Annotated in this window: 10 protein-coding genes and 1 tRNA gene; 3 read left to right on the top strand and 8 right to left on the bottom strand. The window is 49.5% G+C overall.

Going from position 1 to position 13,037, the window contains the following annotated elements; translation table 11 throughout:
- Positions 1 to 114: 114 nt before the first annotated feature.
- Both MAMMFC1_RS08695 and MAMMFC1_RS08690 read right to left on the bottom strand, forming a co-directional pair.
- Positions 115 to 1,335 carry a multidrug effflux MFS transporter gene (locus MAMMFC1_RS08695; RefSeq protein ID WP_126308164.1) on the bottom strand — a complete coding sequence of 407 codons (1,221 nt, stop codon included), beginning with the start codon at positions 1,333 to 1,335 and terminating at the stop codon, positions 115 to 117.
- A 236-nt stretch (positions 1,336 to 1,571) separates the two neighbouring features.
- A tRNA-Met gene (locus MAMMFC1_RS08690) sits at positions 1,572 to 1,647 on the bottom strand.
- 223 nt (positions 1,648 to 1,870) lie between these two features.
- On the opposite strand from MAMMFC1_RS08690, the gene MAMMFC1_RS08685 reads away from it, so the two are divergent.
- Positions 1,871 to 2,530 carry an outer membrane beta-barrel protein gene (locus MAMMFC1_RS08685; protein WP_126308163.1) on the top strand — a complete coding sequence of 220 codons (660 nt, stop codon included), beginning with the start codon at positions 1,871 to 1,873 and terminating at the stop codon, positions 2,528 to 2,530.
- A 44-nt stretch (positions 2,531 to 2,574) separates the two neighbouring features.
- Here the strand turns inward: MAMMFC1_RS08685 and wrbA are convergent, their stop codons facing one another.
- The 5 genes from wrbA to MAMMFC1_RS08660 form a co-directional block, all read right to left on the bottom strand.
- Positions 2,575 to 3,186 (bottom strand): NAD(P)H:quinone oxidoreductase, encoded by a 612-nt coding sequence (gene wrbA / locus MAMMFC1_RS08680; RefSeq protein ID WP_126308162.1) that lies wholly within the window; start codon positions 3,184 to 3,186, stop codon positions 2,575 to 2,577.
- 24 nt (positions 3,187 to 3,210) lie between these two features.
- Entirely contained in the window at positions 3,211 to 5,676 is a 2,466-nt protein-coding gene (locus tag MAMMFC1_RS08675; RefSeq protein WP_126308161.1) for a glycogen/starch/alpha-glucan phosphorylase, read from the bottom strand.
- A gap of 9 nt (positions 5,677 to 5,685) precedes the next feature.
- Positions 5,686 to 7,122 carry a glycogen synthase GlgA gene (glgA, locus tag MAMMFC1_RS08670; RefSeq protein ID WP_126308160.1) on the bottom strand — a complete coding sequence of 479 codons (1,437 nt, stop codon included), beginning with the start codon at positions 7,120 to 7,122 and terminating at the stop codon, positions 5,686 to 5,688.
- A 56-nt stretch (positions 7,123 to 7,178) separates the two neighbouring features.
- Entirely contained in the window at positions 7,179 to 8,456 is a 1,278-nt protein-coding gene (locus MAMMFC1_RS08665; protein ID WP_126308159.1) for a glucose-1-phosphate adenylyltransferase, read from the bottom strand.
- 307 nt (positions 8,457 to 8,763) lie between these two features.
- Positions 8,764 to 8,949: a hypothetical protein gene (locus MAMMFC1_RS08660; protein WP_126308158.1), complete on the bottom strand. Its 186-nt coding sequence runs from the start codon at positions 8,947 to 8,949 to the stop codon at positions 8,764 to 8,766.
- 464 nt (positions 8,950 to 9,413) lie between these two features.
- On the opposite strand from MAMMFC1_RS08660, the gene MAMMFC1_RS08655 reads away from it, so the two are divergent.
- Positions 9,414 to 9,845, top strand: a complete 432-nt coding sequence (locus tag MAMMFC1_RS08655; RefSeq protein WP_126308157.1) for a Fur family transcriptional regulator — start codon at positions 9,414 to 9,416, stop codon at positions 9,843 to 9,845.
- A 139-nt stretch (positions 9,846 to 9,984) separates the two neighbouring features.
- Positions 9,985 to 12,162, top strand: coding sequence for a catalase/peroxidase HPI (gene katG, locus MAMMFC1_RS08650; RefSeq protein ID WP_126308156.1), 2,178 nt, complete (start codon positions 9,985 to 9,987; stop codon positions 12,160 to 12,162).
- 192 nt (positions 12,163 to 12,354) lie between these two features.
- Here katG and MAMMFC1_RS08645 read toward each other — a convergent pair whose 3' ends face one another.
- Positions 12,355 to 12,981: a hypothetical protein gene (locus MAMMFC1_RS08645; RefSeq protein WP_126308155.1), complete on the bottom strand. Its 627-nt coding sequence runs from the start codon at positions 12,979 to 12,981 to the stop codon at positions 12,355 to 12,357.
- Positions 12,982 to 13,037: the final 56 nt, after the last annotated feature.

The raw sequence follows: 13,037 nt of genomic DNA, 5'->3' as shown, positions 1-13,037 counted from the left end.
AATAAACAGATGGCTTGTCAAGAACTTTTTGTACATTGTGATTTGCTTGAATATTGCGCCATCTAAAAAACAGCCGGCCCTCTCTCCAGGGGGCAGGAACAGCGGGCGAGCCGATTACTTACATTTTACCAAGAAGAGATAACATAGGGCGGCCATGGTTTCAGAAAACGCAATGATAATCCCCATCGGGACGGCGGTATGACTGCCGCCGATTCCCACAAGCGGCGCCATTAATCCGCCGAAAACAAAAGACAAAACTCCGATAAGGGCCGATGCGCTGCCTGCATCTTTTGCCTGATCCTGCATGGCCAGCGAAAAGCTGCTGGTCCCGATAATCCCGACACTGGAAACGGCAAAAAACAAGGGCACTAGAATGGAATAAAGCCCTCCGCCGGCCAAAATCATGGCCAATAGCAGCACTCCACCCACAAACGCAATTGTAAGACCTGCAACCAGAAGTTGCGCCTCCGGAATCCGGCCTGCCAACCTGCCGGTAATTTGACCGGCAATAATAATCCCCAGACTGTTAATGCCAAAAAGCAGGCTAAAAATTTGCGGCGATACACCGAAAATATTCTGTAGCACAAAGGGAGATCCTGCGATATAAGCAAACATGGCGGCAAGAGCAAATCCCTGTACCAATGCATAGCCCATAAAGATGCGGTTCCCAATTAAGCGACGGAAAGCGCGAAATGTGTTGTTAATACCACCCTTCGAACGCTGACCGGCCCGCAGGGTTTCGGGCAATCCAAAAGAGACGGCCAACAGCGTAAAGATCCCCACGACCGACAGCACAAGAAAAATACCCCGCCAGGAGGTTACTTGCAAAACTTGTCCGCCCAGGACCGGGGCAAGGATAGGGGCAACTCCGTTGACCAACATCAATAACGCAAAAAAGCGAGTCATTTGAAAGCCTGAGTATAGATCCCGCACAATGGCGCGTGAGATAACAATACCTGCCGACCCCGCCAATCCTTGGATAAATCGCATGACTACCAATAACCAAATCGTTGGGGCAAACGCGCAGGACAGCGACGCAACAACATAGATAAGCAAACCGGCAAGCAAGGGGCCTTTTCGGCCACGCACATCACTTATAGGCCCCGCAACTAATTGTCCCAGTGCAATACCAAGCAAACAGGCCGTTAAGCTGAACTGGGCCAGGGAGGCGCCGGCATTGAGATCAGCCCCCAATTTCGGCAAAGCAGGCAAATACATATCGATAGTTAACGGCGCAAATGCCGCAAGCAGGCCAAGCAGGAAGGCCATCCACAGTACGTCCGAATGTGAGTTTTTCTTAGAGACAGCCGTGGATTCTTGTGTGAAATTGATCATAATATTAAAACCCATCCTTTAGCATATTTTTTACATATTTTGGGACATGAAAATAAAATAAAAAGGTCTCTATAATTATATATACATATATACAATAAATAGTCAATAGATATTCACTACTTTTTCCCGATACGCGTCCCTCCTTCGACAACGCTATCATAATGCTATGATTTGTCAAGTGGTGAAATACATTAAAAAAGGGGCTGACTCAAAAAAGAGACAACCCCTTGCAGTCATGGTTGCGGGAGCAGGACTTGAACCTGCGGCCTTCGGGTTATGAGCCCGACGAGCTACCAACTGCTCCATCCCGCGATAAGGTAAATAGATTTAAAAACTTTAAGGAATTATAGTTTAACATTTTCTCGCTACAATGTCAAATCAATTCTTTGTCCCTGCATTATAAAAAAATAACACAAAATTAGCCGAATATTGTTGATCAATGTCACTAATTGGTGAATTCTGGTTAGACAACCACTATTATCGGCAGTTATGATTAGAGTGATCTTATGAACAATTATCAGGGAGGAAAAAGAGTATGAAAAAGGTTTTAGTTGCGCTCACAGGCTTGATGCTTTTCAGCAGTACGGCGCTGGCTTCGCCGCTCACCGACTACTCGCAAGGCAAGGCCTCGGTTGACCTGACCTGGCGTAATACTGAGAACAGTATCAGCGACGTTACAATCGCCTTTCCGCCTTACGACAAAAAGTACAATTTGGATGCCGGGATAACCTTGGGACTTGGTAACAATTTCGCGGTTCAATACCGCAACTTTGAACCCGAATCCGCCAGTACCGGTTTTGTTTGGTTCGGTGTAACGTATCCCGATACCGCCAAGTTTACATTTAATGAGTATAATTTACTTTACAAATTGGATAAAAATATTTCGGTTTTTACCGGCTTGGTTACAGCAAAAGGGAAAAATGTTTATGCCGGCTCGTCGGATACCAAGAATTTTTGGCAGTTTGGCGTAGTTGGCAGCGCTCCCATCGCCGACAAGACAACTTTGTGGGGCAGCATGGGTACAGGCGCAGACTTGTTTAACTGGGAAGCCGGCGTTTCTTACGAATTCAGCCCTGGCTGGGAATTCAACGTCAATTACCGTACCATCCAGTCCAAAAAGCTGCACTGGCCTCCCTATCCAACCGACTTGAACGCTGAAGGTTTGGGCTTCGGCGTTACTTACAAATTCAAATAAACGATTGCAAAGGGGCTGTCTCATACAGGAGACAGCCCCTTTTTTTATTTTATTAATTTCGCGGCTATCCGGGCGACATGCCGGCCCTGATAGCGGGCGCCCGCCAGTTCGTTCTTGCTGGGCATTCTGTTAGCCTTGATGCCGGACATGGTGGAAGCGCCGTAAGGAGAACAGCCTGTTACCTCGTGAATAATAGTTTGACCGGTGAAGGTATAGGGCAATCCCACAATGACCATTCCATGGTGGAGAAGGGTGGTGTGGAAGCTTAGTATGGTGGACTCTTGTCCGCCATGCTGAGTTGCCGCACTGGTAAATACGCTGCCTGCCTTTCCCACCAGCCCGCCTTCGGCCCATATCTTTCCCGTAGAGTCAAGAAACTGCCGCATTTGCCCGCACATGTTCCCATAACGGGTAGGCGCACCGAAAATGATCGCCGCCGCGTCAGTCAAATCCTGCAACTGGCAAATGGGGATATGGGCCATGGCTTTTTGCGATGCTGTTGCCCCCAGTTTTGCCAACACCTGTTCCGGCAATGTTTCCGGTACTCGCCGCAAAATCGCCACAGCGCCGGGCACCTCTTCCACCCCCTCGACGATTGCCTCTGCCAGGCGGCGAATGTGTCCGTATAAGGAATAAAATACTACCAGGACTTTCATATGATTGATCTCCCCCCGTCTGCCTTACAGCGCCCCAAACCCAACATTGTTCAAACCAGGCCTGTCTTTTGCGTCCCCAACTTTTTCAACCGGAGATTCCAGCTTGTCTTTAATCTCCACCGGTCTTATTCTCCAGATATGCCGGGCGTATTCATTCACGGTATAATCGCTTGAAAATAGTCCCGACTTAGAAATATTTAGGGTGATAATTTTCCACCAGGCCTTTTCATCGCGGAAAAGGATGTCCACTTTTTCCTGGGCTGCCAAAAAGGCATCAAAATCATTAAGCTCCATAAAATGACCATCACCATAAACCAGGTGATCATAAAGAATGTGAAACTCATCGGCGGCGAAAGGAAGTGTACCGTCGACAAGCCGGTCAACAACCTGCCGCACCCGGGGATTGTTGTTGTAAACCGTCCGGGGATCGCAGCCGCTATAGCCGCAGACGCTTATAATTTCTTCCACGGACAGCCCAAAGGGAATAATGTTCTCTATCCCTACCGCTTCCTTGATCTCGATGTTGGCCCCGTCCATTGTCCCGACTGTTAAAGCCCCGTTCATCATTAATTTCATATTACTGGTGCCGGATGCTTCCGTACCGGCGGTGGAAATCTGCTCGCTGACGTCGGCGGCGGGAATAATTATTTCCGCCAGAGAAACTCCGTAATTTTCGATGAACACCACTTTGATCTTATTATTAACGGCTGCGTCGTTGTTGATTACCTTGGCCAGAGTGTTGATGAGCTTAATAACTTTTTTGGCCAAAACATAACCCGGCGCCGCTTTGCCGGCAAAAATAAAGGTGCGCGGAATAACGTCAAGATCCGGGTTTGCCTTAAGCCGGTCATATAAGTCTATAATGCGCAACGCATTCAGCAACTGCCGTTTATAGGCGTGAATTCTCTTTATTTGCACGTCAAATATGGAGTTCACATCAATTTCGACGCCATATTTGCCATTGATATACCTGGCTAAAATTATCTTTCTCTCACGTTTGATGGCCTTCAATTTTTGTTGAAACTCCGGATTGTCGGCCGACGCTGTGAGGCGGCCAAGGTCGACGGGACGGAAAATCCAGTTGTCGCCGATGGTTTCAGTAATGAACCGGCTCAATTGGGGGTTATCCTCTACGAGCCAGCGGCGATGGTTGATTCCGTTGGTTTTGTTATTGAATTTGCTAGGAGCATGCTGATAAAACAGCTTTAAAACATCCTGTTTTAAAATTTCGGTGTGAATTTTGGACACGCCGTTCACGCTGTGGCTGCCGACAACGGCCAGGTGAGCCATCTTGACGTAGCCGTAAGCTGTCACTGCCATGGCGGCGATGCGGTCCCAATCACCCGGATAGCGTTTCCAGAGTTCCCGGCAAAACCGTTCGTTGATCTCGTGTATAATTTCGTAGATGCGTGGCAATAAATTTTGGACGGTATCAACAGGCCACTTTTCCAAGGCTTCGGGCATTACGGTATGGTTGGTATAAGAAAAAGTATTAGCGGTAATGCGCCACGCGTCTTCCCAGCCGAGTCCCTCATCATCCATTAGGATTCGCATTAATTCCGGTATAGCCAGCGCCGGATGAGTATCGTTGATATGAATGGCGGCTTTCTCCGCCAGGTGAGTAATGCCGCCATGAGTTTTCTTAACATAGCGGACAATACTCTGTACCCCTGCCGATACCAGAAAATATTCCTGGGCAAGCCGGAGCGTCCGGCCCTCCTGATACCGGTCGTCCGGATACAAGATTTGCGATAACGCTTCCACCGAATATTTATGCTGGACGGCTTTATTCGCATCGTCCGGAGTTAAACTCGAAAGAATCACCGTCAGATCTCTTGGCAGTTCGGCACTCCACAGCCGCAGGGTATTTACGGTGTTGTTGGCAAAACCAATAATGGGAAGGTCATAAGGAACAGCCAGCACTGTGTTCAGGTGGCCGCCAAACTTCACTTTAACGGCTTTATCTTCCCGCCGGTATTCCCAAAGATTAAAGTTTTTCATCCAGTTGTCCGGCTGCTCAATCTGGTTGCCGTCGATGATCTTCTGCTCAAATAATCCGTACTGATAACGGATGCCGCAGCCGTGACCGGGCAATCCCAATGCTGCCATGGAATCTAAAAAGCAAGCGGCCAGCCGGCCGAGTCCTCCGTTACCCAGACCGGCGTCAGGCTCCTGATTCTCCAGATCACCATAGTCCAGGCCCAGCTCATTTAGCGCTTCCACCCACAGGTCCCTGACACCGATATTGCGTAAATTCTGGTCCAGCAGCCGGCCGGGCAAAAACTCGATGGAAAAATAATAAAGCTGCTTTTCCGCGGTTTTGGCATATTGGTAATCCGTATTGACCCAGCGCCGGCCGATGCTGTCGCGGACTAAGCTCGCCAGGGCATCATACTTTTCACCCAGTGACGCCTCTTCGAGAGTCTTGCGATGCAAGGCCAACAAACGGTTCACAAATGCGGCTTTAAATTGCTCCTTATCTGTCAGCATGTTGCCCCCTCACTTCACCAATAGATCATAGAGGTCGCGATATTCTATAGCCGAATTACTCCAACCAACGTCTGATTTCATGGCAGCTGTAACAATTTGCGGCCAAACTTTCGGTTCATGATAAAATCCTATGGCCCGCTCTATAGCGTGCATCAGGTTCCGTACACTATATTCGATGAAGCTGAAGCCATTCCCTTCGCCGGTAAACTCATTATAAGGCCTGACGGTGTTTTGCAGTCCGCCTGTTTCCCGCACTAGCGGCACACAGCCGTATCTAAGCGCAACTAATTGGTTGGTACCGCAAGGTTCAGCCAATGAGGGCATTAAATAAAGATCGCCGGCGGCGAAGATGCGGCGGGCCAAGGTCTCGTCATCGAAAATATTCGCGGAAAGCTTGGCCGGATAGTGATGCGCCGCTACCTGGAATACATTTTCATAATCCTCGTCGCCCTTGCCCATAACCACCAATTGCAAATCCATCGCCATAAGGTCATCCAGTATTTCCGTCACTAGGTCGATTCCCTGAAAGTTAATCAGTTGGGAAACAAGGGCAATCATCGGCACGTCCGGGTTTACAGGTAAACTGAGATATTCCTGGAGCCGCGTCTTGTTAACAGACCTTTGTTCCACAGAATCCCATGTATAGTTCTGAAAAATAATTTTATCGTTGGCAGGATTGTAGAGATCATTGTCGATTCCATTCAAGATGCCGTAAATATCGTGCTGGCGCTGCCGCAGAACGTCATCCAGCTGCCGCCCGCCTTCGAGGGTGACGATTTCCCTGGCGTAGGCCGGGCTTACGGTGGTGATAACGTCAGTATAAACGATCCCTGCTTTTAAAAAATTAACCTGACCATAAAATTCCAGCTTGTCGCCGGTAAAATATTCAGCCGGGTTGAGTTCCAATATATCCCCCATTATGGACGAATCGAAAACTCCCTGGTAGAGAATGTTGTGAATCGTTAACATTGTTCGAAGTTGGGAGTAGCCGGGCTTGTGTTGGTAATGGGCCGCCAACAATACCGGCAGTATGGCGGTATGCCAATCATGGCAGTGCAAAACCTGCGGCTCAAAATTAAGGTAAGGCAATGACTCCAGAACTGCCCGGCAAAAATAAGCGAATCGTTCCGCGTCGTCATAGCAGTCATAAAGCCCCGATCGCTTAAAGTAATATTCATTGTCGATAAAATAATACGTTACGCTGTTGTACTCAAGCATTTCAATGCCGCAATACTGGTTCCGCCAACCCAGAGGTACATAAATGGTCTTAAGATGTATCATCTGTTCCCGCCAATGGGCAGGAATTTTATCATGCTTGGGAAGAATGACCCGAACTTCGACTCCCTGCTTTTTCAATTCTTGCGGCAACGAACCGACTGCATCGCCCAAACCCCCGGTTTTAATGAAGGGATGAGCTTCGGCAGCCACGAACAGCACCGACCTCATTTTTTCACCATCTCCCAACGGTTTTGTCTGTTACAATGACACCTCACTGCGTTTTATCAGGCGCCAACGCAGACAGATTTAGATTTATCAAATATCAGTCTTCTTTTTGCCGGAAAAGCAACGGCTTTTTCACCTACGACAGCAACGGGCGTATCACCGCCGCCGCATACGACGCAACCGTTCCGGACAACGGCTCCGGGTCCGATCATAGCCTTTTCGATATAAGCATCGGGACCTATAACCGCGCCAGGCATAATAACTGAATTCTTGACTTGAGCGCCTGTCGCGATATAAGTGCCGTGAAATATGACAGAAGTTTCCACTTCCCCCAAAACCGAACTATCCGCACTGATCAGAGAATGCCCGTAACGGCCGATTGTCTTTCTCAGATCGGAAAGCCTGGCCGGCGAAGTGGAATATATGGGCCAATCCATTTCCTGCAGGTCAAACGCCGGCCGATTCGCTAACAGATCCATATGCGCCTCGAAAAGGCTCTCCACTGTGCCAACGTCCTTCCAGTAGCCGTCGAACCGGTAAGCGTACAGCTTCTCTCCCTTGTCCAGCATAGCAGGAATAATGTTTTTCCCGAAATCATGGCTAGAGCCGGGATCGGCCTCGTCAGCTTCCAAATAATCCCTTAATTTAGCCCAGGAGAATACATAAACGCCCATAGAAGCCAAATTGCTCTTGGGGTGCGGAGGTTTTTCAACAAACTCGTCAATCTTTCCATCGGGAAGAGTATTCATTATTCCGAAACGCGGCGCCTCGGGCCAGGGTACTTCGATAACTGAGATGGTTACGTCAGCCCCTTTTTCTTTGTGGTAGTTAAGCAGCAAGTTATAGTCCATTTTGTAAACATGGTCACCGGACAAAATGACTACATATTCGGGAGCGAATTTCTCGACGAAAGCAATATTTTCATATATGGCGTTGGCTGTCCCTTTATATGAATCCCGTCTGTTCTTGCATTGAGCCGGCGCAAGCGCATACACCGCCCCTGATGCCTGCTGCAGTCCGTTACCGCCAGCTGAACAAATATGGTCGTCCAGTTCGAAGCAGACATTGGAAGTTAATACGCCTACCGTATCAATGCCTGAGTTGTAACAATTGCTTAAGGAAAAATCAATAAGTCTGTGCCTGCCGCCAAATGGTACGGCCGGCTTGGGAAGCAATGTGGTTAGCGCAGCCAGGCGGGTCCCCTTGCCGCCTGCCAGCACCATGGCTATGCACTCTTTGGGAGACGTGGTCCGATCTGCAGGTGACAAGCCGGCCAATACTCGTTCTTGTTCAATTGAATCAGCGTGAAATGAACGGAAATTGGGATCTAAATACATAAAATCAACTCCTATATTTAGAATTGGTTTAAAATTTTACCATCCGACGCCGTGTCAATATGAATTGACGGTTATGTACGTAACTAATGCAATTACTATGCCACCCCTTAATTCACCCTTTCCGGGATATTCGTCCAAGGGTGTGCACTTATCGGTGATACTAAAAAGGACAGTATGAACCGATTTCGCCCTTTCCCTCTGAAACTATCTTTCATAGGAGAAATAATTCGACGACATAAACAAGTGAATAAAAAACCGCACAAAAAAATCCCCGGTCTTCCGCCGGGGATAATAATGTTTCGGGCTATTACTTCAGCTGGGCTATGATATCATCCCTGCCCATTTCTTTTAATTTTTCTTCCGCTTCTTCCAGTGTTTTCCCAAGTAGTATTTTCTGTTTATCGCTTATTCTAACCAAGACATATTGACCATTAAAATCAATTATTTGTTCGCTCATATCTCCATTCACCCAAATAATCAAACCGTCAGACATAACTCATCCCCTCCTTCTTTATATATATTTACATTCGGCAAAAAGAGAAACAAATCCTTCCTACATACAGAAAACCGACCTATGGCTGTACCCCCAAATGCCCAGCCTTCTCAGCATGTCCAAGCAAATATAAAAAGGCATACGCGGGAACTCGCATGATTGGCACTTTCGTCCTGATGGGCATTACACCATAGTCTTCCGCTCGTTTGGTTACGACTAAAGCGGCAGCGATTTTATCTTTCTCACTGCCTGCATCTTGACAATAGCGTCAATGCGTCCTTATAGGCAATACGCGGAAGGAAAATTTCTTAACCGAGGAGAAATATTAAAAAATGTTAATTACGGAACAACAATTACGGCCTAACCCTATTGACACCAAGGAGAATTTGCAATTACAATAAATTTATAATCATTATAAACAAATAATATATATTTTGCTAACTCGATTAAAAGAAGGTGTTAGCATGCGCCAGTCGGCAAACCGGATTGCGGAAGTGCTTGAACACAGTAATATCCGCCCCACCTATCCCAGGATAAAAGTGCTGGCCTATCTGATGACCGCACAGAGTCACCCGACAGTCGACGAAATATACAACAACCTGATCACCGAAATTCCGTCGCTGTCCAAAATGACAATTTACAACACTTTAAAGCTGTTCGTCGATGCCAATCTGGTTAAACTCGTCAATATCGAGGAAAACGAGATGAGGTATGACATCATTATGACTAGGCACGGCCATTTTAAGTGCGAAACCTGCGGGAAGATATACGACTTCGCGGTGGATGTAGACGCTGTTGAGGTGGAAGGGCTGGATAAGTTCAAGATTACTCAGAAAGATGTTCTTTTCCGCGGCGTATGCCCCCAGTGTCTGAACAGTGAAGAGGAAGGAGGCTGATGCCCGGGTAGACAGTAATAACCAGTCAGCGCATGCATTATACCTTAAGGAGCAGCATAGCTAGCTGGATACCGCAGCGCAGTACTTCAATTTCACAGTATCACGTAAATAAATTCATTTGACGAAAGGAGCGAATTTCATGGATACCGACAACAAGTGTCCGATAACGGGCAGAGCTAACAAACAGATAGCCGGTGGTGGAACATCTAACCAGGACTGGTGGCCGCACCAGCTGCGCCTTGACCTGCTGAGCCAGCACTCGTCCAAATCCAATCCGTTGGGCAAGTCGTTCAATTACCGCGAGGAGTTCAAGAAGCTCGACTACGAAGCGCTGAAGAACGACCTGCGCAAGCTGATGACCGATTCGCAGGACTGGTGGCCGGCCGACTTCGGCCACTACGGTCCGCAGTTCATCCGCATGGCCTGGCACAGCGCCGGCACCTACCGCCTGAGCGACGGCCGCGGTGGCGGCGGTCGCGGCCAGCAGCGTTTCGCTCCGCTCAACAGTTGGCCGGACAACGTCAATATCGATAAGTCGCGCCGCCTGCTGTGGCCGATCAAACAGAAATACGGGCAGAAGATTTCCTGGGCCGACCTGTTGATTCTGGCCGGCAATGTGGCGTTGGAGACCATGGGCTTCCGCACCTTTGGCTTCGCCGCCGGCCGCGCGGACACCTGGGAGCCTGATCTGGATGTAAACTGGGGAGCCGAGACCACTTGGTTGGCACACCGGCCGCTGGACAACTTTCCCGAGCCGCTCAGCGCCACTGAGATGGGCCTGATCTACGTCAATCCGGAAGGACCGAATTCCAACGGCGACCCGGCGTCTGCCGCGCTGCTGATCCGAGAGACCTTCAAGCGTATGGCGATGAATGATGAGGAAACCGTCGCGCTGATCGGCGGCGGCCACACCTTCGGCAAGACCCATGGCGCCGCTCCTGAATCCCACAAGGGCCCCGAGCCTGAAGCTGCGGGACTGGAGTCGCAGGGTCTCGGATGGATCAGTGACTATGGCACGAGCCACGGAGCGGACGCCATCAGCAGCGGTTTGGAAGTTATCTGGACCCAGACACCGGCGCAATGGAGCAACCATTTCTTCGAGAACCTGTTCAAGTACGAATGGGTGCAGACCCGCAGCCCCGCCGGGCTCATCCAGTGGGAAGCGAAGGACGCCGAAGCCATCATCCCCGACCCGTTCGATCCGTCGAAAAAGCGCAAGCCGACCATGCTGACCACCGACCTGTCGCTACGCTTCGACCCGATCTACGAGAAGATCTCGCGCCGCTACCTGGAAAATCCGCAGGCCTTCGCCGAGGCGTTTGCCCGCGCCTGGTTCAAGCTGACCCACCGCGACCTCGGCCCGCGCTCGCGCTATCTGGGCCCGGAAGTGCCTAAGGAGGAACTGATCTGGCAGGATCCGGTGCCTGCTGTCGATCATCCGCTGATTGACAACGTTGACGCCGCTGCGCTCAAAGCCAGGGTGCTGAGCACAGCTCTGACGGTGTCGGAACTGGTCGCCACCGCCTGGGCTTCTGCCTCCACATTCCGTGGCGGCGACAAGCGCGGCGGCGCCAACGGTGCGCGCGTCCGTCTCTCACCCCAGAAGGATTGGGAGGTCAACCAGCCGGAACAACTCGCCAAGGTACTCAAGGTGCTGGAGGGCATCCAGTTCGAGTTCAATCAAAACGCGAGCGGCGGCAAGAAAGTCTCTTTGGCTGACCTGATCGTGCTGGCCGGAAATGCCGGCGTCGAGCAGGCCGCCAAGACTGCGGGTTATGACGTGACGGTGCCGTTCGTACCCGGCCGCACCGACGCTTCGCAGGCGCAGACCGATGTGAGATCCTTTTCCTATCTAGAGCCAGCCGCGGATGGCTTCCGGAATTACGAGAACGCCGGGCTTTCGGTACCTGCCGAGGTGGTTCTAATCGACAGGGCCCAGCAGTTGACCCTCACTGCGCCCGAGCTGACGGTGCTGATCGGCGGCCTGCGCGCGATCAACATCAACTTCGGCGAGACCACTCACGGCGTGTTCACCGACCGGCCGGGCGTGCTGACCAATGACTTTTTCGTCAACCTGCTCGACATGAGCACGACGTGGAAGGCGGCCTCAGACGCCGACGTGTTCGAGGGCCGTGATCGCGCAACAGGCGAACTCAAGTGGACCGGCAGCCGTGTCGACCTCATATTTGGTTCGAACTCCCAACTCCGGGCCATCGCGGAAGTCTACGGTTGTCAGGACTCTCAGGACAAGTTCCTGCATGACTTTGTAGCGGCGTGGAACAAGGTTATGAACCTTGACCGCTTCGATCTTTCCTGATCTTTTAAAAAAAAACGTCTTCGCGGGTTTCTGAAGCGTATCCTGATCTGTAAATCGGATGATCGGGACGCAATAACCGCTGCGAATTGTCGGATTCTGACCGCTATGGAAGCTATAAGCAACATGTGAGGGCGGCGTTTCAATATAATCTGAAACGCCGTCTTTTTGTGCGAGTATGCTTTTGGTCCATGCTTACGGCTCATTCCTATCTTCCGACTCACGCTCCATATGCTTTAACACAGGTTGAGGCGTAAGGTGTGTCGACGCTGGCGTAGATAATTCTGATCCTGCTTTTTCTTCAAGCCGCTCAATTCCAATAACTACAGCTCTTGCCAATAGGCCGAGGAAAACTACCAATACAATATTATATAATATACTCCAGTTTATAACTTTCACGATACCAAACATAGGCAACCCGTAAGATAGCATCGCGGCCAGTACCGCGTAAAATGCAGCAAAGCTCGTCCACGTCTTTGTATATTGAAACACAAGCATCGAATACAGCGGAATAATAGTTAGATTATCAAGCATTATACTCGGCATCGTTGGGACAATACGAAATGTATAATGCCACAAAAGAAAATTAACGCCAATGATATCATAAACTGTGTAAAAAACGGTAATCAATGAACCAAAGAGAAACAAACGGGTATATCGGGTCTTGTCCAAAAGCCGAAAGCACAGTATGTATGAAAATATAATGAAAGCTACGATTCCAAACCATTTTGGAGATAGAAATAACTGTGTTTTCCATTGTTCATATATCAGATTATGCAGTGTTCTTACTGCTTGAATAACCATGTCTTGTGTAACTTCCAAGTAACTCACTCCCTTCAACCTCTGAGGTTAGTATGTCCCAAGCCAGATTAAACATA

Origin of the sequence: Methylomusa anaerophila, assembly GCF_003966895.1 — a bacterium.
Classification (GTDB): Bacteria; Bacillota; Negativicutes; order Sporomusales; family Sporomusaceae; genus Methylomusa; species Methylomusa anaerophila.
This window is presented reverse-complemented; position numbering and strand designations above follow the sequence as displayed.

What these genes read in the sequence shown, in the direction of transcription:
- MAMMFC1_RS08695 (WP_126308164.1), bottom strand. Translation starts at nt 1,335, where the DNA reads ATGATCAATTTCACACAAGAATCCACGGCTGTCTCTAAGAAAAACTCA.
- MAMMFC1_RS08685 (WP_126308163.1), top strand. Translation starts at nt 1,871, where the DNA reads ATGAAAAAGGTTTTAGTTGCGCTCACAGGCTTGATGCTTTTCAGCAGT.
- wrbA (WP_126308162.1), bottom strand. Translation starts at nt 3,186, where the DNA reads ATGAAAGTCCTGGTAGTATTTTATTCCTTATACGGACACATTCGCCGC.
- MAMMFC1_RS08675 (WP_126308161.1), bottom strand. Translation starts at nt 5,676, where the DNA reads ATGCTGACAGATAAGGAGCAATTTAAAGCCGCATTTGTGAACCGTTTG.
- glgA (WP_126308160.1), bottom strand. Translation starts at nt 7,122, where the DNA reads ATGAGGTCGGTGCTGTTCGTGGCTGCCGAAGCTCATCCCTTCATTAAA.
- MAMMFC1_RS08665 (WP_126308159.1), bottom strand. Translation starts at nt 8,456, where the DNA reads ATGTATTTAGATCCCAATTTCCGTTCATTTCACGCTGATTCAATTGAA.
- MAMMFC1_RS08660 (WP_126308158.1), bottom strand. Translation starts at nt 8,949, where the DNA reads ATGTCTGACGGTTTGATTATTTGGGTGAATGGAGATATGAGCGAACAA.
- MAMMFC1_RS08655 (WP_126308157.1), top strand. Translation starts at nt 9,414, where the DNA reads ATGCGCCAGTCGGCAAACCGGATTGCGGAAGTGCTTGAACACAGTAAT.
- katG (WP_126308156.1), top strand. Translation starts at nt 9,985, where the DNA reads ATGGATACCGACAACAAGTGTCCGATAACGGGCAGAGCTAACAAACAG.